This is a genomic window from Neorhodopirellula pilleata (assembly GCF_007859915.1).
GTDB classification, from domain to species: Bacteria; Planctomycetota; Planctomycetia; order Pirellulales; family Pirellulaceae; genus Rhodopirellula; species Rhodopirellula pilleata.
Genome location: NZ_SJPM01000006.1, coordinates 96,168 through 120,844 on the forward strand (window position 1 = coordinate 96,168; position 24,677 = coordinate 120,844).

The following is a 24,677-nucleotide window of genomic DNA, read 5'->3' on the forward strand; positions in this document are numbered from 1 at the left end:
GCGAGAATAGGAAGTTGGATGATTCGATCGTTCAAGCATTGGGTTCGTAACGAGCCATCACTGTCGTGCCTGCGGCGACCCGATCGCCGACCTCGGTTTGAACTCGCAGGGAAGCATCGCGGGGCACGACCAATTCGGTACGCGAGCCCAGTTTAATCATTCCATACATCTCACCACGCTCAAAAACATCGTCAACCCGTGCCCAGCAGACGATTCTACGTGCAAATCGACCGCTGATCTGCCGAATTCGGATAATCCGACCGCTGATTTCTGGGCTGGCCAATTCGATATCGAGATGCTCGTTCTGGGGTTCGGATACTGGTTTGGCGGCGTTCGGGGTGCGGCGGGGCCGATATCGGACCGATACGACTCGCCCAGGCAGCGACGCCCGATAGGCATGTACGTTCCAAATCGAAAGAGAAATTTCGAATCGAATGGCCGGGCCGATGACCGGATCGTTTACCTCGACGATTCGCACGACTTTGCCGTCGGAGGGAGAAACGACCGTGGCAAGGCCCGTGGGAATAACTCGCCGCGGGTCACGAAAAAGCCAACCGAGCAGCCCGATCCCGACCAGCGGGGGAAACGATAGTGGCCACCAAAACCAACCCAAAACGGCGGCGAGAACCAGCAACGCGCCGCCGATGATGATCAATTCCGCCAATCCCGCTCTCAAAAAAGGCAGCGAATCTCGCCACATGAACGCGTCGTCAGCATCCGCCCACCAATAACTGCCTTGATTGCGATAATACTTCATATCTCGGGAATCGACCGGATCGAAGGGCAGTCCGGCGGGCAAGCCTTGGCGTCGGTCGGCCATCCGGGTGACATAGCGAGGCCGGATTTTTCGCAAATACGCCCGCCGCAGCCGCCCCCACGCTAGCTCCAGCGACATCGCCACCCCGCCACCGGGCTGGATGGTCTTGATCGCCGGATCCATCGCGGGGATCGACGCATCGGTAGCGACGTCCGGGGTCGTCGGCGCGGACGTGGAAGCGGGCGTCGTGTCTGGCACGGAGCGGGTAAGACCAGAAAGAGATGATTGGGGAAGACCGGGCAACTTTCGAAACAACCCGGCGGCGGTAGGGTCGAGGGTGACCAGCCTAGCGACTAATATGTTAATTTGTCGAGAACACGTCCCGATGGATCGGCCGCAAGATCGATGCCAATCGTGATGTTCCCGCCTATGTCCATGTCGATGTCCATTTCATGATCACACCCCGCTACCTGATTCCTTTTGATTCGCGTCGAGCGATCCACCGGTTCACGGACGTATTGATCATCGGCGGCGGGCTGGCGGGCTTGCGGGCGGCCAACGCGATCGAACCCAATTTATCGGTATTGGTCGTCACCAAGGACGAACTGCGTGAATCCAATAGCAATTATGCCCAAGGTGGCATCGCCGGCGTGCTCGATCCGGAGGATTGTTTCGAAGATCACGTTCGCGACACCATGGTCGCCGGGGCGAACTTATGCGACCGCGACGTCGTCGAACGGGTCGTCCAGGAAGGACCCCGGCGGATCGAAGAACTCGTCCGTTGGGGTACGCAGTTCGACAAAAATGAGGGCACCTTGGCGCTCGGTCGCGAAGGCGGACATTCTCATGAACGAATCGTCCACGCCCTCGGCGACGCGACCGGACGTGAAGTCATGCGGGCGGTCATCGACCGCAGTCGCGAGGCCGCCAACATTGATATTTGGGAAAACGCTTTCACGGTCGATCTGCTGACTTCCGAAGGCCGTTGCCGCGGCGCGATCGTCGTCGGCAAGAACGACCGACCGACGATGGTCTGGGCCAAAGAAACCATCCTATGCACCGGAGGCGTCGGGCAGATTTTTCGCGAATCGACCAACCCCGCCGTGGCCACCGGGGATGGCACGTCGCTGGCCTATCGGGCCGGCGTCGAATTGCGAGACATGGAGTTCGTCCAGTTCCATCCCACCGTGCTGTACATCGCCGGATCTTCGCGATCGCTGATTACCGAAGCGGTGCGAGGCGAAGGGGCCTATTTGGTGGATTCACGCGGCGAACGTTTCATGCCGCATTACGACGACCGCGGTGAGTTGGCGCCACGTGATATCGTCAGCCAATCGATCGTCAGCCAGATGAATGAAACGGCTCACCCTTGCGTCTATTTGGATCTCTCTCATTTGGATGCCGAACGCGTTCGGGCTCGTTTCCCAGGCATCGCCGAAACGTGCCACAAGTTCGGCTTGGATATCACGACCGATCGAATTCCGGTCCGCCCGGGTGCGCACTACATGATCGGCGGGGTGACCGTCGACAGCCAAGGACGCACGAGTTTGCCCGGCCTCTGGGCGGCCGGGGAAGTCACCAGCACGGGACTGCACGGTGCCAACCGATTGGCAAGCAATAGTTTGCTCGAAGGACTTGTTTACGGAGCCTACGCCGGCGAAGCGGCCAGTCGCGCGGCCGCCGAAGGGCCGCACAAAATGGTGGCTTATCGGATCCAACACGCCGCCCGCGAACAGACCGAATCGTTCGATATCGCCGACGTCCGTGTCTCGCTCAAAAGTTTGATGGGACGCCTCGTCGGCGTGAAACGCGACGGGGACGGCCTCGCCGCCGCGAACGAACAAATCCGATCACTCGCCGCGTACGTCATGCGACATCAATTCGCCGATGACGAAGGATGGGAAATGCAAAACCTCCTGCTGACCGCATCGGCCATGACTGCCGCAGCATTAACTCGAAAAGAATCGCGAGGCGTCCATTTCCGCAGCGACTTCCCTGAAGTGGACAACGAAACGTGGCGATGCCATCAAACGCAACAAATCGACGTCGATGGCGGCTATCCACAACGCGGCGAATTGATCACCCTACCAACCGCCGACCACGTCAGCAGCGGTTAGAAAATGGCGATTGGCATTTGGCGGTTAACGGTTAGCTGCCGGGTCTTCGCCGAAGCGGCTGCGACCCAGCCTACATTTCACTCTTCATTCTTCACACTTCACCAATGCCTACTCCCCGAGTCCTTGTTCTCCGCGCTCCTGGTACGAATTGCGATGTCGAAACCGCTCACGCGTTCGACGTCGCCGGGGGCCAGTCCGAACGCGTTCACGTCGGTCGGTTGATCGAAAACCCGGCTCTGCACAAACGGTATCAGATCCTGTGCGTGCCGGGCGGGTTCAGCTACGGGGACGATATCGCGGCCGGCCGGATTTTGGCGACCCGCATGCGACGGCATCTCGACGAGATGATCCATCATTTCGTCGACAGCGGAGACAACCTCGTGCTGGGCATTTGCAACGGGATGCAAGTGCTGATGCGTTTGGGCGTGTTGACCGCCGGCGTCCGATCGGCTCAACCCGTAATGGCGGGTGGAGATGATCCCGAACCAACTCACGAGATCCCGCCGGCGACCTTGACGTGGAACAATCACGGTCGGTTCGAAGACCGATGGGTACAATTGGCGGTCGACGAAACCCCGTGCGTGTTCTTGAAAGGGATCGAGAAGATGTACTTGCCGATGGCCCATGCCGAAGGCAAGTTTGTCGCCCGCGACGCCGACGCGCTCGACGAACTTCGCAAGGCAGGTCGATTGGCGATTCGTTATTGCGACGAGTCCGGTGAAGTGACTGATGAAACGTTGCCGTTTCCCGTCAATCCCAACGGCGGTGACGCTAATGTTGCCGGTGTGTGCGACGCGTCGGGTCGCGTGTTCGGCTTGATGCCTCACCCCGAACGTCATATCGACGCGGTGCAACATCCGTATTGGACACGCCGTCAAGTTCAACCCGAACACGGCGACGGTTTGGCTGTGTTTCGTAACGCCGTCGAATGGTTCGCCTAGCGTGAATGAAGCTCGATTCGAGTTCGGGAAAAATTGGTCGTCGTTTTTGCAAACGCTCGACGAAGAACGCGTTGATCAAGCGATCGATTCTCTTCGCAAGCTGTTACAACTCGATGACACCGATCAACCCTTGCTTGGAAAACGGTTTCTCGACATCGGTTCAGGTAGTGGTTTGTTTTCGTTAGCCGCGATCCGGCTCGGTGCTCGGGTGGTGTCGATCGACATCGACGCGGACAGCTATGCTTGCACGTGTGACTTAAAACAACGTTTCCAGACGGCGGTATCGCCATCCGCCACTGCGGATGTGACTCCCGATTGGTCCGTGCATCACGCCTCCGTTCTCGATAATGCGTTCATGGACGGACTCGGTGCGTTCGACATCGTCTACAGTTGGGGCGTACTGCATCACACCGGTCAGATGACGCGAGCGATCCAAGCGGCGGCTTCCCGTGTGGCCATTGACGGATGGTTAGCGATCGCGATCTATCACGACCAAGGCGGGCCGAGTCGGCGGTGGCACGCGATCAAACGTGGCTACCATCGGCTGCCCCGTTTCCTTCGTCCGGTCTACGTGACCGCCGTCGCCGGGTTATACGAATGCAAGTTCGCGGTCGCCCGTTTGGCAGCGGGACGCAACCCGTTGCCGATGGCCGATTGGCGAGCGAAAAAACAAGACCGCGGGATGAGTGCCTGGCACGATTGGGTCGACTGGATCGGCGGGCTTCCCTTTGAAGTCGCCAAACCCGAAGCGATCATCCTGCCGCTTCGCAATCAAGGTTTTGTCTTGCAGAACCTCAAAACCGTCGGGTCAGGTTGGGGATGCAACGAGTACGTCTTTCGTCGGCTGGACGAAAAGACAGCCGGTTGATTCGAAGAAAACTGCGTTGGGGTAATCAAGATTTAGGGTGAGGCGGGGCCTGTTTTCGGGTCACAAGGTAACCCGTGACTCTTACTCGTTGAGGGGTTACTCGTCGTTAGTCATCGATTCCTGTGCCGCTTGATTCAATCGGTTGTATTCGTCGATTGCGTTCTGGTCGGCGTTTTCGGTCACGTTGACCGCTTCCGGTTTCCCGCACCCGACGATGGACGTAATCACGCAAACTAGAATCGAAAGCCTTAGGAGCTTCATAAAGTTGAAGTGGTGCATGTTTCGCAAGGAAATGAGTTAAAAGGAAAGGAATCGTTTGTGACTAAAAGTGGTGGTTCGATACGAATAAACCACGTCGCTCGCGACCGATTCAAGCCCGCAAATACAACCATGGCTCAGCCTGAATCGTGGAACTTTCCAACAGGCAACCACGGGTGATCGGACACGAAACGCTGAGATTGGTCGGCGGACGATGTAACGGTCAAAATTCTTGATCGATCACCTCTCTGGAGGAACGGGTCCCGAGCGCCCCCCACAATCCGTAAGGACTCTCCGCTCCTGGTTGAACCGTCCGGCGAATCATTGCGGCTTTGGAATTTCCAGCCTCAATCGAGTCGGTGATGAACTTCACCGCCCCATCACCCATCAACACATGAGCGCCGCCTTGGTGGCGACTAGAAGGCGGCGCAACCAGTTTCGTTCCTGGGGCATTGTAAGGGCCACAAAGTTCTCGATTGGGCGGAAGAATTGTAGTGACACCGGTGTAAATCGGTTGTGAATCGGCCCATTTATAGCCACGTCCTTGCGTGACATTCACGTCTGGACACCAGGCGGGATCCCAAAACTGGGGCCGGTCGGGCAGAATTTTTCCTTCGCACGCAGTCGGATTATTTTGAATCGCCCCCACCGCGGGATTTTGACGGCCATTGTCCCGCCAATTGACTGTTCGTTTATCAAAGTCTCCGATGTCCGTCGTAATTTCGCCGGCGGCGATTGTGTTGGATAAGCCGTCCAAGCAATCGCGAAAGAACGAATCATCATATGGCCGAAAGAAACCGCGATGTGCAGCACGGGCATCTTCCTGGTTGTTCTGGTTCGTTCGATACGCATTCCATGGACCAAATTCAAGTTCGACAATGGAATCCCCCACGCAAGCGGCGTAATTGGTTCGCCCTAACGAAGGAAGTCCAAGTCCTGGATCACTTGGACAACGGAAGCCTGGAATGTTGGTAGCCCAAGGCGAGTAAGCCAAGATATCTGGCGTCGGCCCCATCGCTGGGTAACCCCCTGTCGCCTGCGGATTCGAGATTGCCTCCCAGAGTGCTTGCTGCTCGATAAACGGCGTGATGCCAACCAACATACTCAATCGAACACGATTGCCCTTGTTCGAACTCCGCCAATAATCCCACGGTCCATTGGCTGTATCGTTTGCACCCACCAAAGGATTTGTGCCGGTCCCGTGCGTTGGTAATTGATTGTAAGCCGAATGGTAGTTGTGGATGGCCAAACCAATCTGCTTAAAATTGTTGCTGCAACTCATTCTTCTTGCCGCTTCACGGGCAGCTTGAACCGCCGGCAAGAGCAGACCGACTAATACACCGATGATTGCAATCACAACAAGTAGCTCGACAAGCGTAAAGCCACGTCTGGCGTCAAATTGATTCATCTTAGTACCTTGAAGGATAGGAAATAGAAAATTCCAAATCGATTGACTGATTCGATCCAGCGTGACGCTGGCGCGTAACGTTTCACCAATCGGATAAGACTTTTATCAGAACCGACCGAGGAGGGGCCTCAACCACGAATCGATCAGAGCAAAAAAACGCTCGTTCCCGTTCTCGGATACTGCGACCGTTCGACTACGTTTTGGCATGACCTCATTGTGAGTGTCGCCTCCCCCCACAAGCAAGTCAAGCATTTTGAAAGCATGGCAGCGGCCACCGTCGGTCGGTCAAAACAAAATGAAGTCACTCCGCAATGACAGATACGGGATTCGGAGTTGGCGTGGTGTGGTTTCTAGAGAATATTGTTGATTCTTGTCAAACGGCCGCCCGCGACTTTGAGGTAGCCGATGTCCTGCCCTCAAAGGACCACCGAAGTTTGTCGCAGAAGCCATGACACCGGCGGGTGACGCGAACGCAGTGCGACTGAAAAGCTCGATATCCGGGAGCGAGGGTTCTTGAAACGGATGCTCTCGCTTGCATCTCACAGCACTGAGGCCATGACAGTGTTTTTCTCTTACACCGTTTCGGTGAACGAGTTAGATTGATAGTGAATCTTAAAAGAAACGAAACTAAAACATGAACATCGGTCGCCTTACTGGATTTGCGTTGGCTAGAACCTTCGCTGTCATCTTCCTCACCACACTCTCGTCGTCGGACAAACTTTATTCGCAGGAACTTGAGCCACCACGAGTTTTATTGGAAGCCGCGATCGCTGAGGGCGAGATGGCGGGGGCGGTCGTGATGATGGCTCACCGAGGTGAGACGGTGTATGCGGTGGCGGTCGGCGATGCTCAAGTCCAACCGACACGTCGATCGATGCAGCTCGACACGGTCTTTGATTTGGCCTCGTTAACAAAACCGATCGGGACCGCGACGTCGATCATGGTGCTGGTCGATCAAGGCCGTGTAGACGTCAACACATCGGTTTCAAACTACTGGCCGGCTTTCGGTTCCGCTGGCAAAGACGCCATCACCATCGCCGATTTGTTACTGCATCGTGGGGGACTGATCGCGGACAACGCGTTGTCGGACTACACCGATGATCAGCAAGAAAACTGGAAACGAATCTCCGCCTTGCGTCCGATCGCACCGCCGGGCGAACGTTTTGTTTATTCGGACGTCGGATTCATCGTTTTGGGCAAAGTCGTCGAGGAAGTCAGCGGCTTGCCACTGAACGTCTTCGCCCGCCAACACATCTTTGAGCCGCTGGGAATGACGGAAACAGGATACCTTCCCACCGATGCCTTGAAGTTGCGCTGTGCCGCGAGCGAACAACGTGACGCAGAGTGGTTGGTCGGTGAGGTTCACGATCCGCGTGCGGCGCGGTTGGATGGGGTTGCCGGGCATGCGGGGTTGTTCTCAACGGCGTCGGACTTGATTCGCTTTGGCAACGCTCTCGCGACGATCACCGCGAACTCGCCTTCGAACGACTTGTTTTCTGTGGCAACGCGAAATCAGATGATCGCGCCACATGATGTGCCTCGCGGAGAGCGTGCCTTCGGATGGGATATCCGTTCACCTTACTCATCGAACCGGCCAACCCAGTTTTCGTCCACCGCGTTTGGTCACGGAGGCTTCACCGGCACGGTCCTGTGGATCGATCCTGAGCAGGAACTGGTTTTTGTGTTCTTGAGCAATCGGCTGCACCCCGATGGTCAAGGCAATGTCAATCGATTGGCTGCGAAGGTGGCTGATGCGATCATCGACGAGATGAAGATCCTTCAACCAATCCTAGAGTGCCATAAGATCAGTATCCCTGCGAAGAAGTTTTCAAAGATGTCTTTGAACGCGAACCCGATCGCGACCGATCCGAGCCCCAAGACCGTGAGTGCTTTGGAAGGTGTCATACCCGGAAACGCCACCACCTCCGCCGCGGACGATAGATCGACAACCGAATCGACTTCGACATTAAGGTCTTCGAACCAACCGGATGCTTGATAAATCCGTTGCAGTCTCGCCTTGATCGCGTCATCCTCGACGACATCGTTTACGGTGATGGTTTGCGTTGGGCCGTCGGATTCGTGGACGGTCTCGTTCGTGTCGCTCGGTGCCGCATCGGTCTCTTGAGCCATCAACGACAACGGTTGGTAAACCGCGATCCAGAACAACAAGAGAATCGTTCGGCCGGTTGTCCAATCCACTCGATGCCGACGGAGATTCGTCCACGACGGGTGACGTGTTCCCCGCTATGGGTCCGAATCCTTCTCGCAGCTTAAATGATCACAATAGTTTTGGCAGATATGAGCCATTCTTGACCAATATCCCGACGTTGCGTTGCCCGAGCGATCCAGGGTCTGGTTTGCCTGGTCACGGACGAACCAATTACGGCGCCTGCCTGGGCGATACGTCCTTTGGCAGCGACAGCGGGCATCAACCCGGAAACGGCAATCAACAAAGTAGTGGTCAAGCACAGAATCAACGAGCCTCCTGCCGAGGAGTGTTTGTGCCTTGCAAAGATTCAAAATTTCGAGACATTCTCGACGGCCTTGCCAACACCATCGCAGCCGGAGAACTCGCCACCGATTTAGGTGATCGCGACAAACGCACGCATTTCGCGAGAATCAACATACACGCAAGCCCGATTCCTGGTGGTACGAACGCCTGGGCGGCGGGCGGTGCCACTTTCTGTGAGCAATGGGTCGACGCACAACGTCCACAATTTTGGCAAGTCGGCGGCGGCATTCAACTGCACGGTGGTGCCGAAGACCGTCGAGGAATGAAGTGGGCATTCGGGCGTCCCAACTATTCCGGCGTGCTTACCATTCTTCCCCCCAACCGCGAACTGTGCGGTCGATCTCATGTCCATCTCGAAAGCATTGCACCACCCAGCAGTCGTCACCAAGGTGGTTGCCACGTGCTCATGGCCGACGGTGCGGTGAAGTTTGTAACCGACTCGATCGAAGCGGGTAACAGTGACAGCCCGATGGTGACGCGTCACGGAGCGACCCTCGAGCCAGGCGTGATCAGCCCGTTCGGGCTTTGGGGAGCATTAGGCACTCGCGCCTCGAAAGAAACCATCGAGGAAGAATTATAAGTCGGTTGATCGCCAGTTCGGATCGTCGATCGGCCTCGTTTCGGTTCGGATGAAATCGGTGTTTCAAGGTTAAACCGCGTACGACAGCTTCCCCCGTCGTACGCGGACCACGATCATGTGCACCGGCGTATGCTGCATTTCTTGATTCAGTCGTTTGCTTGAAAGGTCGATCAGTGAACTTCGTGCCGACGTGTTTGCGGAATCTCTTCATTCCGTTGTTTTTCGCGATCAATGGATGTATTGGGACGAGTTATCGTGTTGAGTTGGTTCCAGATAAGGAGACCATGGCACGTCGCCTTCTCATCGATAGCACGACCAAGCACCCCGACACGGGCGAGCCCAAAATTACCGATGAGGAAAGGAATCGCATCGAGGAGATTTATCAGGGGAAACTGAAGCTCAATGATGATAAAGAGTTCGAAATCAAAGGAACCTTTGTTTCGGATATGCCCAGTGATGTCGGTGGTTCCGGATCACATCTTTATTTGGAATCGCCGATGGGCAGCGTGAGTTATTACAGCGAACGATTTCGTGGCGACTTGAATTTGGCGGGAACGATTCGCGAGCGGAAGCGTGATCTCGACGAGGTCGTCGACTTGCTGATTCAGTGGGCGGACACGGCCTTGGGGAATAGCGAGGAGGGCCAACAATTAAGGGCGTGGATCGACGGGAAGTTGCGGCGCGACCTAGAAAACTTGATGCTGCTTGCTTGGAGTCATCGGGTTGCCGTCGATATGGGGAAGGAGGCTGATTCGGCTTCATTTCTCGCAAATGCAGTGCAATACCTCGTCGAACATGATTATTTGAAGCTGCGTGATGTTCCGAAGCTATCTCGGCAATTGCGAAACGGCAAGACCGAGGAATTGGTCTCTTGGATAACGGAAACGGTCATGCGTCAAGCCGGCATCGTTACAGACGTCGGTGATGATGATCCTCAAAGATCGATCCTGCGGGATCCGAATGAGCTATTGCTCTCCTTGCGTACTTTCCTCCGCAACACCGATCTGTATCAAGAATTACGAAAGTCTCGAGAAGACAATTCCACCGATCCGCTTTGGGTGCTCACCAAACCCGTTTGGCCGGAGTTTTTTTTCACCGTCGTCAAATCGTTACCAGCTAATTTAAAGGTGAATCTTCAGACAAGCGCCAAGCCGTTCGAGACCAACGGACAATACGAGCCCGCATCTGGGCAGACCCGTTGGCAGACGAGCCTTTACGGGCGTTGCATTCCGATGATCGTTTTCGCCGCATGGGCGGAACCAGACGAAGCTTACCAAGTCGACAAGCTCGGCAAGGTGTTACTGAAAGATGCCAAACTTGCGGAGTACGTCGTGTGGTACCACGGGCTAGAAATCGCTGAGCGGCAGAAATGGGATTCGTTGTTTGCGACCGAGGAAAGTCCCGAAGCAAGAAAGAAAAGTATCGCCGACTTCAAGTTTGAAGGAGAGCAAGGGCTAGCACAAGTTGCGAAGGACTTGATCCGACAATAAGAACCTATCCGAAAAGGGGTCTGACCCTCTCCGGCGATACCATCAAACAAACGAATAGCGACTCGCCTCCAAAGGGTCAGACCCCTTTTCGGATAGGTTCTAAACGCGTTGAATTCGCCCGGTGACTAGAATTTCGCACCGACTGGGGCCAAAATAATAACGGTCCGTCATTCCTTTCAATCGAGATCAAGTCGTGCTTCGCGTCGATAAGGCACTTTTTTCCAACGTCGTCACGGCGGTGCAGCGGACGGCTAACCTGCCCGGAGGGGCGGTTCGTAATTTGCCCGGTGGTGCGTCGCTCGAAGGCATGAAGGGGGTCGAGTCGTTCTCCGCCGAAGTGGCCGATGCCAAGAAGGAGTTTGAACTCGGTCGCGTGCATAATTCGCTTGCTCGCATTCGTCAGATCGAAATGCAATTCAATTCGATCGCCGGCCGATGGAATGCGCAGGCCGGGGGCATTTTGGCATCGGCCCGTCAGGGGAAGCAAGCCGTGCCGGCGCAGAAGCTGAACGAAGTGAAGAACGCGCAAGCCAAAATGCGCCAGCTCACCGCGCCGGCAACCAAATCGTTTCGCGACTTGATCACGGCGCTCGAGCACGCGGTCGCTTCACGCAACGACGCCGAGGAAGCATCCGACCAAGCATCCGAGCAACGGACTTCGTCGACCGATCTTGTGTCAACCTCAGCCATCGCTTCAGGATCGCCGACGGGTCCGGCCGTTTCGAATGAGAAACCATTGGACGACGAAGAGGAGTCCGTTGCCTCGCGATCCTTCGATTCGGAACCTCGGAAAGAAGTTCCCGACTTGGCCGTGTTAGGAAAGTTTGCCGAGAAGTATCGGTTCGGACCGAAGCTCGAAGTGAAGATCAGCGAGAGCCGGAAACGGCATATTTCGCCCAAACTCGAAGAGGGGCGTTTTTACTTCGTGCAAGGCATGCAACCGCCGACGGTCGTTCGGGTTCGCGAGATCCGCTCCTCCGCGGTGCTCGTTTACGATGCTCTGCACGGAAACGAAACGCTGCTCGATTCGTTTCGCTTGCGGACCTTAATCGGACGAGGCATCTGGTTGTTGACGCCCTCACGCATCGGGGCGTGATAGGTACGAGATCTACGAGTCAGCATAGGTCGGACGAGGGTCGAAACCCATCGCCCGTGATGCAGGCAATGGAGTTTTCTTACCAAGCGGCGGCGTTGGAGTCGTCTTCGACACCGAGTCGCGTTTTGAGTTGTTGGAAGCGATCATAGAGTCGTTCACTGCTGCTGTGAACATGTTCGGCTTCGGTGATGAATCGAATCGAATCGTCCGGATAGACGTCTTGAGCGATGAGAGTTTCGCGAAAACCGTCCAGTGGGTTGCCGTAGGCGATCAAGAGTTTGTGTTCGTCGAGCTGAACTTCTTGATGTTGAGCCGGGTTGATGATCGCGATGCCGGTGCAACCGTCATTCATCAGCACGTCTTCGAATTCCATAAGGATGCTCTTGAGGACCGGAGCATCGATGTGCTCTCGGTACAGGTCCTCGTGGTGGGAGTGGCTGTGATGGCTCGTTTCCAACACGACGTCGACGACGTTGCCGAGGTGATCGATCAGATCGAGGAATGTGTCCATTAAGATCGGGCGGGAGGCCGCCGCCATGATGACCGGCGTCGTCGCACCGCTCGATTCATCGACGTATTTGTCGTAACGGAATCCTTGGCGCGGTGAAACCTGCACATCGTAAGAGGGGCGGATCGCGTCGGTCAATTCGAACGCACCGTAGGTCTTGATGCCCATGTGGATTTGAAGTTCTTCGTCGCTGAGGCGTTCGAAACTTCCAGGGGCGACCGGTTGGATGGCGGCGTCTTGGCTGTTGGGACGGAGGATGCGTTTGAGGAAGCCCATCTTGCGGATCAATTCAGGTAGAACAGTGGCATTGCGAAGGGCGAATGTGCCTGCCGCTTCGAACGGTTCACCGGTTGGTCAGGTGAACGCTCAACGTTAGGTCAAAACGAAGGACATGCGAATTTAGGCTGGTCCTCGACGGGCGAACCTGCACAATAGAACTTCCCGACCACCTCCCTCTCGGAAAAATAATTACAAGCCGCATAAAACCTACCGGCGAAGTGGGGCTGTGTTCACTTGCAAGAACGACGATGTTGATTTCGCGAAACATCGGTGTTCAGAAAGAGAACAAAATCGCGTTGGAGCAACGTGATCGGGCCTGTGATGAGGGGCCGCCGACCCCAAAGACCAACAGATCGACTCGAATTCCCACGGGCGACGCGTTCATTTCAAGCAAGAATAAAATTACGACGGATCGGATAATGCGAATGATGCGGATCATAATGACCAACTGGCGACCGGCCGGCCGATCTCGTCGGATACCTCAATGGATCGTCGGAATCCCTTTTCTGTATGGGTTGATGGGGTGCGACCTGCCCGACCGACACGACATCGGCGTGTTGCGTCGACCCGCAGCGTGGGAAGTTGATTCGGATACTTCAGCCGAGTTATCATCGACGGCGCAACTGTCTAGCCTGTCCATTTCGGCGGTCAACCGTTCTGCAACCAGCGTTTCGGGCGATGACGTTTTGCCGCCGCCTTGGGAGCAGTGGTACCTGCATTACCTCGATTCACCCCGTGTCGGGCCAACCGTCATTGGAGGGGTTGCGATGAAGTCCGAGACCTCAAAAGACGCCGTCGCGGGGGATGAGGACAGGTTGAAGGTCACTTTAAGCGAGCGCATGCTGACGCCGCTTTATCCGGTTCTGCCGGCGAGGTTGCTTCAGAAGAGCTTACCGGCGGCGACTCGGGTCGATCGTGCCTTTTGCATGACGACCAAAGAACAAACGTTTTGGCATTCCGCCGATGGGCAGCTCCAACGTGTTATTTGTTCGACGCGGCGGGGTCCCCTCGAGACGACCAAGACGATCGCGGTTGCAAACGAATCTGCTTCGATCGAAGCCATGGGACCAACGGGGATTGTCAACAAGAAACTTTCATTTGAAGGCAGTTTGGGCGGGCCCCTGTTGGTTTATCAATCGCTGCGTGGAAACCCGATCGGACCAAACGAAGTTCGCACCGCAACGGTGTTGTTGCCGGCGCATGATATCACCGCGAAATTGCAATTGAGAGGCAATCCTCCCGTCTTGGCGAAACGATTCAAAGACGACGGAATCGGTTTGGGGCTGCTTAATGAGGCCATCGGTCTGATCACGACCGGAGAGACCCACCACCGGGAGCGTTGTTATTGGTACGACGACGAAGGTGTCATCCAAACGACCAACATCGTGGGCGAACCGGACTTCGCGTTTCGTTGCAATCAAGAACAATTTGAACGCTTGGGACGACCGATTCTCGACCAGTCCCATTGCCTGGGTGTGAAAGTCTCCGGTAAGCGAATTCCCACCGGGCAGGCATTCGATAAGGTCAGCCACCTCGCGTTGGATGTTGAGTGCTTGCATCCCAATCCGCCGCAGTCGCTTGTCGATGGGCTGGTGATGCGGCCGGCCGTTCGGCAATACATTCAGCGATTAGATGAGCAACGTCAACGAATCGTTCTCGCCCGCGAGGTCGTTTCCGATGACAAGTTAAGTGACCGGTATCAGACCTATCAATCTCCATCGACGGAAGTCGATTTGGCAGCCACCGCGCTGATCGATTTTCGCTCCGGTGCGATGCAAGGGGTGCTCGCGACGGTCGCGTCGTTGCGTAATCTCGACAAGCACGAGTTGGCGTTGGAAATCAATCGAACTGTCCATTCGTTACTCACCTACCGCAGCCTCGGTCGAGGGTTTCAACCGGCCAGTCGGATCGCGACATCCACGACGGCCGATAGCACCGAACACGCGATCATGTTGATCGCGATGTTGAGAGCCAACGGCATTCCGGCTCGAATGGCGATGGGTTTACGCTTTGACCCTGCGATCGAGAAGTCAGTCTCCGAGGAGTCACCTTCAGAGCCCCAAGCCAATCTGTTCGGTTACCACGCTTGGGTAATCGCCGAAGTCGACCAGAGATGGATTTCGCTCGACCCGACGACGGGCCAAACCACGACGGTCGATCGGATCGCGTTGGAAGTCACCGATTTAGCCGACGGGAATCCCGATCCGTTGATCGACCGAATGCTGGGGCAATTGCGATGGTACGATTTCAAAGTTCACAAGATCATTGCGGCACGTTGACATCTTTTGATGTGATTGATTCGTGCTTGAACTGCGACGGCGGGGCGACAACATGGGGTGCGTCAAAACAAAAAAACGCCCCAGGAGAAGTTGCCTTCCTCTGGGGCGTTGTTGTGGTCACGTCTGTTTGACTCAGAGCAGCGTTCGAACGTTAGCGAACAAGTTCACTAGCGAACGTAGCTGGCACTGGCCTGAATGACGCGACGAGTGCGGGAGATGCTGGCACTTGGATCAACGATCGGTGCTGGGGGCATCGGGGCCGATTCTTGGTAAACAGGAGCTTCGACGGGAGCGGCCACTGGGGCAGCCATCGGGGCTCCGCATCCGCAACCGGTGCTGCAGGTGTCACAGCCCATGTCACAGCACGAGCTTTTCTTCTTCATGCAGTTACCGAACAACTTGGTCAACAAGCCACCCTTCTTGCTCGATCCGCATCCGCTATCGCAGCAGGTCGGTTCGCAGCAAGCGGTTTCACAACCACAGGCTGGTTCGCAGCAAGCAGTTTCGCAACCACAGGCTGGTTCGCAGCAAGCGGGAGCTTCACAGCAAGAAGGAGCTTCGCAGCAGCTGTTGGATTTCTTGCCGAACAACTTGCTGAGCAAGCCACCCGAGCAAATACCGGCCGATTTGCTGTCGCAGCAGGCTGGTTCGCAGCAAGCTGGTTCGCAGCCACAGGCTGGTTCGCAAGCTGATTCGCAGCAGGTCGACTCGCAACCACAAGCTGGTTCGCAAGCTGGATCACAGCAAGTCGATTCACAACCACAAGCTGGTTCGCAGCATGTCGATTCACAACCACAGGCTGGTTCGCAAGCTGATTCACAGCAAGTCGGTTCGCAGCAAGTGGACTCACATCCGCAAGCAGGTTCGCAAGCGGTTTCGCAGCAGGTTGACTCACAACCGCAGGCTGGTTCGCAGCAAGCCGGTGCTTCGCAGCACGAGCTTGAGCTTCCGCAGCCCTTCATACCGAGCATTCGGTCGAGCAAGTCGAATCCATAACCTTGGCTACAGATCGAACTCGCCACTACCATCGTCAATGTTAAGATTGTCCGCGTCATCGGAGATCTATCTCCCTCTCTAGATTGTTGCGGGATTGAAACGACAACAGCAGTTGGAGTGAATTCATCGCGATCGTCCGCTCGGAAACCGGGGGACGCGGTCGTTGGACGAAGTCGCCGACGATCATTTCCCGAGGTCTTATCCGCGAACACAACCGGCCCAGGTGCGGGCACCCGGTCCGTTGACTTCGTTCAGTTCACTTGTCCGAGCATCTTCAAAGACGAACTTTGAAAACCCGGACCAACGCTTTGCTTCGCTCTTTCCGTGTTGTCAGGCATCGACATCCGCTGTCGATGCATCTGGGTCTGTGTCCGGGGAAAACGCCCATCTCGCCAAGCTGATAACTTAGGCGAGATGAATTTGCATCCCCAGGACACACCAAGGTATCGGCGACCGGCGGTTACGAATGGAGTCCAAGAATCGATTTTCCGGTGGTTGTTAAGGAATGCCGGATGTGCCGAATTGCCTCATTTTTACGGTGTTTCGCGATGTTCCGGACAATCGCCACGCGCAATACGGACAATCGGTGTAAACTACCAAAAACCGGCAGCAAACGTGCTGACATGCCCCCCGACGAGTCCGAACGAGTTTCATGGTGTCCGCTCAAATCATTGATCTGACCGCGATCCCTCCTGTGGATTGCCCGTGCGGCCAAGCCCGTCGTGCGTTGGCGGATTATTCACCGTTCCCCGGGACCGTTCACCTGACCGAGATTTCCCGCTCGGCGGTCGCTCACCACCATCGCGATCATACGGAAATTTACGTCGTTCTCGAATGTGAACCCGATGCCGCCATTGAATTGGACGGCCAGACCCATCCCGTGCGGCCACTGACCCTGATCGCCATTCCCCCCGGTGTCGTGCATCGGGCGATCGGGGAAATGAAGGTTTTGATCGTTTGCCATCCGGAATTCGACCCCGCCGACGAGCACACCGTCACATCCCGCACAAAAATCCCAATACGGACGTACACAAGCGAACAAGAAGATCATTCGCTACAATGATCACTTGCCGCATCTCTTGGCTGACTGCCAAAGTACTGTTGGATAGTTAAAATGCGACTCCCGCCTACTTTTCCTGCCCTTCCTGATCCTCCCACACTGGTTCGATTGATGCCTTCGACGACCCCCATCGTTTCAAGCACCGTCTTCTTTTTCCGCTTCGTTGGTGTTGGAGCTATTGGTTCCTTGGCCTTGTTGTTCGGGATGAACTCGGTTCAGGCGGAGGAGTCCGGTTCGGCAAACACCGGCACGGCCGCCGCCGATTGGACGTACTGGCGCGGCCCGCAATTCAACGGTCTTGCGGATGCGGAAAACCTGGTCGACGACTGGGATCCCGAAGGCGGTGAAGGCAGCAATCTGTTGTGGAAGCGTGAGGACTTCGGTGCCCGTAACACCCCGGTGGCAATGAACGGGCGTTTATATGTCACCATGAGAGCCGACGAAGGCACGCCGACCGAAGGCGAAAAAGTCGTTTGTCTGGACGCAAAGACAGGCGAAACCCTCTGGGAAAATCGTTTCAACGTTTGGATGTCCGACGTCCCCGATACCCGAGTGGGTTGGGCCAGCCTCGTGGCCGATCCGGAGTCCGGCAATGTTTACGCCCTCGGAGTCTGCGACCTGTTTTTGTGCATCAATGGCAAGACCGGCGAGACGATTTGGAGTAAACCGCTGCACGAACAATTCGGAATGTTGAGTACCTACGGCGGGCGGACAAACTTCCCGGTCGTTCACGAAGATCTCGTGATCATCAGTGGCATTGTCATTAATTGGGGCGAAGCGGCCAAACCGAATCACCGCTTGATCGCAATGGACAAACTGACCGGCGAGATCGTGTGGTTCAGTGGAACGCGTGATCTTCCCGACGATACGACTTATTCCGCACCGACTCTGGCCACCATCGACGGACAACGTCAATTCATTTTGGGCACCGGTGACGGAGCGGTCTGGGGATTCCAGCCTCGCACCGGCAAACCGCTGTGGCATTACGACCTATCACGACGCGGCATTTTCGCGACGCCGTTAGTCGACGGAAACCGGGTCTATTGCAGCCACAGTGAAGAGAACGTCTCCGGCAGCGCGATGGGCGCGATCGCCGCGTTGGAAATTTCGGGGACCGGTGAGAACACGACGGTCAAAGAGCTATGGAAACTTGACGAGTTGGTAGTCGGCCGAAGTGCCCCGATCGTTGTCGATGGACGTTTGTACGTGATCGACGATCGATGCAAGTTGTGGGTGATCGACGCGGACACCGGCAACATGATTGTCGAACGATTCGCCATCGGCGACCGCAAGCAATGGCCCAGCCTTCTGTACGCCGACAAAAAAATCTACGTCCTGACGGAAAACGGCCGCTGGTCGATCCTCGAGATTACCGAAGACGGCGTCGAGGAAATCAGCAAGGGTCGTATTCGAGACGAAGCGTTCTACGCTTCACCGATTTTGGCCGGCGGAAGACTGTATTTCCAAGGTACCTCCAACCTTTACTGCGTCGGTACCGACGCGGCCACGCAAACACCCGTCAACCTTGCCGAACAACTCATCGGTGAAACGCCCACCGAAGAAAACCCCGCCGCCGATCAACTGTTGATCGTCCCCGGCGAATTGTTGCTTCAGCCCGGTGAATCGGCCGAACTTTCCGTTCGGATATTCAACGCGTTGGGGCAACCACTCTCTGCGCCGGAACCCGGCAAGGTCACTTGGTCCGTCGAAGGCCCCGGCACGATCGAGGGTTCGACTTTCACGGCCGACGCCAACGCCGACCACCAAGCCGCAACGATCATCGCCACCCTCGGCGAGGTTTCGGGAAGCACTCGAGTTCGCATCGTTCCCCCGTTGCCTTGGAAGTTCACGTTTGATGACTTGAAGGAACCGCCGGTGACCTGGGTCGGGGCTCGTTATCGCCACCAAATCCGACCCGTCGATGGATCGCCCGCGCTGGTCAAAGTCAACACGATCCCCAAGGGCGCTCGCAGCCGCGCTTGGATGGGACCGAGCACCCTGAAGAACTACACGATCGCTGCCGACGTGCGGGGCGATCGAACGAACGACCAGATGCCCGACATCGGTTTGACCGCTCACGGCTACGTTTTGGACTTAATGGGTAATAGCCAACAGGTGCAAATCCGTACTTGGTCGCCACAGCTGCGCATGGCCCAGACGGTCGACTTCTCGTGGCAACCCGACACGTGGTACCGCATGAAATTGCAAGCCCAGATCGAAGGCAGCGGCGACAACGCCGTCGCGGTCTTGAAAGGTAAGGTTTGGCCACGTGACCAGAACGAGCCGGAAGAATGGACCGTTACTGCTCGTGATGAGTCCCCTGTCATGACCGCCAGTCCCGGATTGTTCGGCAACGCCAAAGTCGCCGAATTAGCCATCGACAATTTAGAAGTCACGCCGAACTAGCGAACGGCTTTTTAGTACCGCTCGAACCGACGCCATTCCAGACGCCTCACTCTCAACTCTTTACTCTTAACTTCATACTCACCATGCCACGCACCGAATTGAACGCTTGGTTACTCATGCTCGGCTCCGCCATCGCGGGGGCGATCACCACCGTCCTGATCACCGGTTGTCACACCTCGGTCGCTCTGGCCGTCGCACCGGATGTCGCCGGGGCCGAATCGAGCGATTCGGTGAAAGAGTTCGTCAAGCCCGAAGAAATCCTCAGCTCCGGCGAAGAATGGCCACAATGGGGAGGCACCCGTGTCCGCAACAACGTTCCCAACGTCAGCAACCTGCCCGACACCTGGAACATCGGCAAGTTCGATCGCCGCACCGGCGAATGGGACGGATCAAAAGCCGAAAACATCCGCTGGTTCGCCGACCTGGGTAGCCAAACGTACGGCAACCCGGTCGTCGCCGGCGGCAAGGTCTTTGTCGGCACCAACAATGGTGCCGGTTACCTGAAACGTTATCCCTCGCAAGTCGATCTCGGCTGCCTGCTCGCTTTCGATCAATCCAATGGGGATTTCCTGTGGCAACACAGCAGCGAAAAATTGATCACCGGTCGCGTACACGATTGGCCGCTGCAGGGCATTTGCTGTGCACCGTTGGTCGAAGGCGAACGTTTGTGGTTCGTGACCAGTCGCGGCGAAGTCCGTTGTCTTGATACCGAAGGATTTCATGACGGCGAAGACGACGGCACGGTTAAAAACGAACCCGCCCGCATCGGTGATCTGATGAATACCGGTGAAGGCAGCACTTATGAAGATTCGTTGACTTCACTCAACCGTGGAGAGTTTTCCGATGCGTTACTCGGCGTGCTCAAGGAAGGCGGCAGCGAAGCGGGCGACGACGTTCAAATCACCACCCTCGCGGAAAACAAATCCTGGAAAGCGATCGGCACCTTCGACGGGGTCAAACGAGAACTTTCGATCAAGCAAATGGGCCCCCGAATCGCGATTTTCAAGTCTCTCGGTGTCGAAGATAAAAAAGAAGCCGACGTGATTTGGATCTTCAACATGATGGACGAACTCGGCGTCAGTCAGCACAACATGTGCTCGTGTTCGGTCACGTCGTACGGCGATTTGTTGTTCGTCAACACCTCCAACGGATTGGACGAATCGCACATCAATTTACCTGCACCGGAAGCTCCCAGCTTCATCTGCATGGACAAGAACACCGGCGAGGTCTTGTGGACCGACCAATCGCCGGGCACCAACATCCTGCACGGCCAATGGTCGAGCCCGTCGATCGAAGTTCTCGGCGGCGTGCCACAGGTTTTGTTCTGTGGCGGCGACGGGATCCTGTACAGCTTCAAAGCTGACCGCGGCCAAAACGGCAACCCCGAGCTGTTATGGCAGTTCGATTGCAATCCGAAAACATCCAAGTGGGTACTCGGTGGCGAAGGCACACGCAACAACCTGATCGCTACGCCAGTCGCTTACGAGGGGCGTGTCTACATCGCCGTCGGACAAGACCCCGAACACGGCGAAGGCGAAGGCCATCTATGGTGCATCGATCCGACCAAACGCGGTGACGTGTCCCCACAATTGGCCGTCAAACTCGAAGGCGACAAGCGATCACCGATCCCGCACAAGCGGATTCAAGCCGTTGAACCGGAGAAAGGCGAAGCCGCCGTCGATAACCCGAACTCCGCCGTGATTTGGCACTACACGTTAGCCGATCAGAACGACGACGGTGAAATCGATTTCGAAGAAGAGATGCACCGTAGCTGTGGTACCGTCGCGATCAAGGATGACGTGCTGTACGTCGCCGACTTCTCGGGCTTGGTTCACTGTCTCGACGCCAAGGGGACTCCCGACGGAATGCCGATCGTGCATTTCACCTACGACATGTTCGCGCAAAGTTGGGGCAGCCCTCTGATCGCCGACGGCAAGGTCTATATCGGTGACGAAGACGGCGACGTGAGCGTGTTCGAGTTCGGTGCGGAAAACAACGAACCGCTCGAAGAAATCAACATGGGCAGCAGCGTTTACAGCACACCTGTCGCCGCCGATGAAACAATTTTCATCAGCACGAAAGACAAACTGTTCGCGATCGGTTTGCCTTGATATTGTGCGAGTAAGGATTGGCGACTTTTTTGGTCGCCAATGCTAATGCCTTCGTCCGCCCGGTGAACAAGCTCATTTTGCTTTAACCGCGCGGGCGTATTGGATCGGCAATATTTCGGATGCTTCTTCCACACCAAGTGCGACCGCCGCATGATAGGGCCAGTAGGGATCGCGTAGCATTTCCCGAGCAAGTACGACCATATCGGTATGCTGATCTTGAATCGCATCGTTGGCTTGGTGCGGATCCGTAATCATCCAACCTGCTGCCGTTGGAATGCCGGTTTCCTGACGAATACGGCTGGTGATCGGGATCATGAATCCCGGCCCCCACGGAACCTGAGAGATGTCCGGCGTTACAAAACCGTGGCTTACATCCAACAGGTCAAGTCCGGCATCTTTCAGACGGCGAACCAGTTCAATTGATTCTTCAACCGTGACGCCGCCCTCGATCCAGTCCGTTACTGAAAGGCGAGCAGTCAGTGGCAAGCGGTCTGGCCAAACATTGCGAACAGCCGTAAACGTCTCCATGATGAATCGAATGCGGTTTTCGAAGCTGCCTCCGTAACGATCGGTTCTCTTGTTGGCAAGCGGCGAGTAAAACTCGTGAGCCAGATAACCGTGAGCGAAGTGCAGCTCTAGCCATTCGAATCCAGCGGCCAAAGATCGTTGGGCGGCGGCCACGAATGCGTTTTGAATTCCTGCGATATCATCGACGGTCATTTCCATCGGAGTCTTGTTGAGATTGCCTCCGAACGGGATCGCCGAAGGCGCTATTGTGTCCCAGCCTCCTTTACCCGTTTCGATATGATCGTCACCTTCCCATGGTTTGTTGGCACTCGCTTTTCGACCGGCATGAGCGATTTGAATCCCAGGCACCGCGCCGTATTGCTTCATGAATCGGGCAATGCGAGCGAAAGGCTCGACGTGTTCATCAAGATAGATGCCACTGTCGGCAGGACTGATTCGACCTTCTGGTGAAACGGCGGTCGCCTCCACGATCACCAGACCCGCGCCGCCTACGGCGCGAGAACCCAGGTGGACGAAATGCCAATCGTTTGGAAAGCCGTCTTCGGAGGAATACTGGCACATCGGCGAGACCCCGACGCGGTTCTTAAGGCGTACGTCTTTCAGTTGAAACTCTTGAAATAGACTCGGCATATGTGTTCTCTCTTATGTTTGGTGTTGAATTGGGTGGACTGGAAAGGTCGCAAACTGGGTGCGGTCAAGGAACCGCAGTCAAGGAACCATCATGCACATCATTCGGATTTCGGAGCGGCAAGTTTGGCGTCGAGACTCAACTGGCCTGCCCCATTGGCCATCAAGAAAACCATCGTCCCCATCAGCGAAAGGTTCTTCATGAACTGAATCATCTGCGTCTGTTGCTCCTGACCCTCGAACGTCCAAAAGTCGTGGAAGAAGTAAGTCGCCAAGGCCAGAAACACCAGCAACAACGCCGCCCCGATACGAATTTTGAAACCAGCGATCACCGACAGACTGCCAGCGATCAGGAAGACGATCGCTCCAACAAGGGCAACCTGTGGCATTGGAACACCTTCGGCCGCCATGTACTCGGTAACCGAATCAAACTTGGGGATCTTATTGCCAACGGCACTCATCAAGAAGATCGTGGCGATCATGATTCGTGCCAATAGTGATGAGGCGGCTTGCATGTTGTTGTCCTGTGAGGTGAAGGTTTTAGGGAAAGAATTGAAGGTGATTCGGGCTATGCTAAATCGAAGAGCATGATTTCGGCGTCGGTGTTGGCATGGATGGTCAACGACTTTTCATCGCTCACCGCCGCGCCGTCGCTTGTGCCAAGATCGGTTCGGTTGAGTGAAACGGATCCACTGAGAACTTGCAGCCACGCATGTCGATGCTCCATCAGTTCATGCTTGACTTCTTCTCCGGCGTCGATCTTGGACAAGAAAACTTGAGCGTCTTGGTGAATCAGCAACGAACCGTGTTCGGCATTTCGGGACGCAACCAGTCGCAATTGGTTGTGCCGCTCATGATCAGGAAATCGCTTCTGTTCGTAGCTCGGCTCGAGTCCCTTGCGTTCGGGAAGCAACCAGATTTGGTACAAATGAACCGGTTCGCTCCCGGACGGATTGAACTCACTATGTGTGATCCCTGTGCCTGCGGTCATGCGTTGAAACTCTCCGGGACGCAGGACTTCTCCGTTGCCCATCGAATCTCGATGTTCCAAGGCTCCTTCAAGGACGTACGTGACGATCTCCATATCGTTGTGGGGATGGGTTCCAAATCCTTGCCCCGGAGCAACGATATCTTCATTCATCACTCGCAGCGACCGAAACCGCATGTGTTTGGGGTCTTGGTAGCTTGAGAATGAAAATGTGTGATACGTATTGAGCCAGCCGTGGTCTGCGTGACCTCGATCATTGGCTTTGCGAACTTGAATCATGATCAAACCTCTCAATTGGGTTGCGTGTGAATAGTTTACATGTGATGCATATGCTCAAAAAAACTCTAGGGTAGTTTGCTCTGAACGCTCAGACGTGCTTTTTCCAACAAACGACTTAGTTGCTTCATTTCGGCGGTTGTGAGATGTCCGATCAATTGCTTGTGGAGTTCACTCACGGGCGCGTCCATTCGCTGAAGCAGTTTTTTTGCCGAGTCGGTCAATTCGATGTAGACGACTCGGCGATCCTCGGTGCATCGTTCCCTCCGGATGTGCCCCTGGGCTTCCAGGCGATCCAGCAGTCCCGTCATGGCGGGGACGACTTGAATCATCCGTTCGCCAATCTCCTGGCAAGGCATCGGTTTGCCCTCGCCCCGAAGAATCCGTAACACGTTGTATTGCGAAGGCGTGAGACCAAACTCGCGGAAGAGACGCCCGAAACGATTCTGAAATTGGTCGTTGGTACGCAGGATATTCAGGATCGACTCCTGCTCCGGCGAATCGAACGGCCGTCTCTTCTTTAGTTCATTTTGCAGTTGGTTTTTCGTCATAGGTGTTTCCCTTATGACAGATACCTTATGTATCAACTATC

21 protein-coding genes are annotated in these 24,677 nt (G+C 55.7%); 12 read left to right on the forward strand and 9 right to left on the reverse strand.

The features are described from left to right. Positions 1-31: 31 nt before the first annotated feature. Positions 32-1,015 carry a phosphatidylserine decarboxylase gene (locus tag Pla100_RS15270; protein ID WP_231603086.1) on the reverse strand — a complete coding sequence of 328 codons (984 nt, stop codon included), beginning with the start codon at positions 1,013-1,015 and terminating at the stop codon, positions 32-34. Positions 1,016-1,209: 194 nt separating this feature from the next. Here Pla100_RS15270 and nadB point away from each other — a divergent pair, with 194 nt between their 5' ends. From nadB to Pla100_RS15285, 3 genes are all read left to right on the forward strand, one after another. After that, a complete protein-coding gene (gene nadB / locus Pla100_RS15275) occupies positions 1,210-2,874 on the forward strand; it encodes an L-aspartate oxidase (protein ID WP_146578575.1) in 1,665 nt (554 codons plus the stop codon). Between the two features lie 104 nt (positions 2,875-2,978). Continuing rightward, entirely contained in the window at positions 2,979-3,815 is an 837-nt protein-coding gene (gene purQ, locus Pla100_RS15280) for a phosphoribosylformylglycinamidine synthase I (RefSeq protein WP_146578576.1), read from the forward strand. A 1-nt stretch (position 3,816) separates the two neighbouring features. Then, positions 3,817-4,683: a class I SAM-dependent methyltransferase gene (locus Pla100_RS15285; RefSeq protein WP_231603087.1), complete on the forward strand. Its 867-nt coding sequence runs from the start codon at positions 3,817-3,819 to the stop codon at positions 4,681-4,683. Between the two features lie 96 nt (positions 4,684-4,779). Here Pla100_RS15285 and Pla100_RS32195 read toward each other — a convergent pair whose 3' ends face one another. Then, the gene (locus Pla100_RS32195; RefSeq protein ID WP_261344804.1) at positions 4,780-4,911 is read right to left on the reverse strand and encodes a hypothetical protein; all 132 of its coding nucleotides are present in this window, start codon (positions 4,909-4,911) and stop codon (positions 4,780-4,782) included. A 253-nt stretch (positions 4,912-5,164) separates the two neighbouring features. Continuing rightward, positions 5,165-6,349: a DUF1559 domain-containing protein gene (locus Pla100_RS15295; RefSeq protein WP_146578579.1), complete on the reverse strand. Its 1,185-nt coding sequence runs from the start codon at positions 6,347-6,349 to the stop codon at positions 5,165-5,167. Positions 6,350-6,983: 634 nt separating this feature from the next. Here Pla100_RS15295 and Pla100_RS15300 point away from each other — a divergent pair. The 4 genes from Pla100_RS15300 (at position 6,984) to Pla100_RS15320 (ending at position 12,027) form a co-directional block, all read left to right on the forward strand. Then, positions 6,984-8,345, forward strand: coding sequence for a serine hydrolase domain-containing protein (locus tag Pla100_RS15300; RefSeq protein WP_390620608.1), 1,362 nt, complete (start codon positions 6,984-6,986; stop codon positions 8,343-8,345). A gap of 250 nt (positions 8,346-8,595) precedes the next feature. Then, positions 8,596-9,441, forward strand: coding sequence for a DUF1559 domain-containing protein (locus Pla100_RS15310; RefSeq protein ID WP_261344808.1), 846 nt, complete (start codon positions 8,596-8,598; stop codon positions 9,439-9,441). Between the two features lie 284 nt (positions 9,442-9,725). Beyond that, on the forward strand, positions 9,726-10,931 hold the full coding sequence (locus Pla100_RS15315) for a hypothetical protein (protein ID WP_146578581.1): 1,206 nt from the start codon (positions 9,726-9,728) through the stop codon (positions 10,929-10,931). A 193-nt stretch (positions 10,932-11,124) separates the two neighbouring features. Then, entirely contained in the window at positions 11,125-12,027 is a 903-nt protein-coding gene (locus Pla100_RS15320) for a hypothetical protein (RefSeq protein ID WP_146578582.1), read from the forward strand. A 79-nt stretch (positions 12,028-12,106) separates the two neighbouring features. Here Pla100_RS15320 and Pla100_RS15325 read toward each other — a convergent pair whose 3' ends face one another. Further along, entirely contained in the window at positions 12,107-12,811 is a 705-nt protein-coding gene (locus Pla100_RS15325; RefSeq protein ID WP_146578583.1) for a hypothetical protein, read from the reverse strand. Between the two features lie 428 nt (positions 12,812-13,239). On the opposite strand from Pla100_RS15325, the gene Pla100_RS15330 reads away from it, so the two are divergent. Further along, positions 13,240-15,093, forward strand: a complete 1,854-nt coding sequence (locus Pla100_RS15330; protein WP_197167972.1) for a transglutaminase-like domain-containing protein — start codon at positions 13,240-13,242, stop codon at positions 15,091-15,093. A gap of 167 nt (positions 15,094-15,260) precedes the next feature. Here Pla100_RS15330 and Pla100_RS31615 read toward each other — a convergent pair whose 3' ends face one another. Further along, the gene (locus Pla100_RS31615) at positions 15,261-15,476 is read right to left on the reverse strand and encodes a hypothetical protein (protein ID WP_231603088.1); all 216 of its coding nucleotides are present in this window, start codon (positions 15,474-15,476) and stop codon (positions 15,261-15,263) included. On the opposite strand from Pla100_RS31615, the gene Pla100_RS31620 reads away from it, so the two are divergent. From Pla100_RS31620 to Pla100_RS15350, 4 genes are all read left to right on the forward strand, one after another. Beyond that, positions 15,475-16,089 carry a hypothetical protein gene (locus Pla100_RS31620; RefSeq protein WP_231603089.1) on the forward strand — a complete coding sequence of 205 codons (615 nt, stop codon included), beginning with the start codon at positions 15,475-15,477 and terminating at the stop codon, positions 16,087-16,089. The genes Pla100_RS31615 and Pla100_RS31620 overlap by 2 nt on opposite strands. 652 nt (positions 16,090-16,741) lie before the next feature. Then, positions 16,742-17,152: a cupin domain-containing protein gene (locus tag Pla100_RS15340; protein ID WP_146578586.1), complete on the forward strand. Its 411-nt coding sequence runs from the start codon at positions 16,742-16,744 to the stop codon at positions 17,150-17,152. A gap of 201 nt (positions 17,153-17,353) precedes the next feature. Beyond that, positions 17,354-19,555, forward strand: a complete 2,202-nt coding sequence (locus Pla100_RS15345) for a PQQ-like beta-propeller repeat protein (protein ID WP_231603090.1) — start codon at positions 17,354-17,356, stop codon at positions 19,553-19,555. A gap of 83 nt (positions 19,556-19,638) precedes the next feature. Further along, positions 19,639-21,666: an outer membrane protein assembly factor BamB family protein gene (locus Pla100_RS15350; protein WP_146578588.1), complete on the forward strand. Its 2,028-nt coding sequence runs from the start codon at positions 19,639-19,641 to the stop codon at positions 21,664-21,666. Positions 21,667-21,738: 72 nt separating this feature from the next. Here Pla100_RS15350 and Pla100_RS15355 read toward each other — a convergent pair whose 3' ends face one another. The 4 genes from Pla100_RS15355 to Pla100_RS15370 form a co-directional block, all read right to left on the reverse strand. After that, positions 21,739-22,824, reverse strand: a complete 1,086-nt coding sequence (locus tag Pla100_RS15355) for an NADH:flavin oxidoreductase/NADH oxidase (RefSeq protein ID WP_146578589.1) — start codon at positions 22,822-22,824, stop codon at positions 21,739-21,741. A 98-nt stretch (positions 22,825-22,922) separates the two neighbouring features. Then, positions 22,923-23,336, reverse strand: coding sequence for a DoxX family protein (locus Pla100_RS15360; protein WP_146578590.1), 414 nt, complete (start codon positions 23,334-23,336; stop codon positions 22,923-22,925). A 53-nt stretch (positions 23,337-23,389) separates the two neighbouring features. Beyond that, on the reverse strand, positions 23,390-24,088 hold the full coding sequence (locus Pla100_RS15365; RefSeq protein WP_146578591.1) for a pirin family protein: 699 nt from the start codon (positions 24,086-24,088) through the stop codon (positions 23,390-23,392). 65 nt (positions 24,089-24,153) lie between these two features. Further along, the gene (locus tag Pla100_RS15370; RefSeq protein ID WP_146578592.1) at positions 24,154-24,636 is read right to left on the reverse strand and encodes a MarR family winged helix-turn-helix transcriptional regulator; all 483 of its coding nucleotides are present in this window, start codon (positions 24,634-24,636) and stop codon (positions 24,154-24,156) included. Between the last annotated feature and the right edge of the window lie 41 nt (positions 24,637-24,677).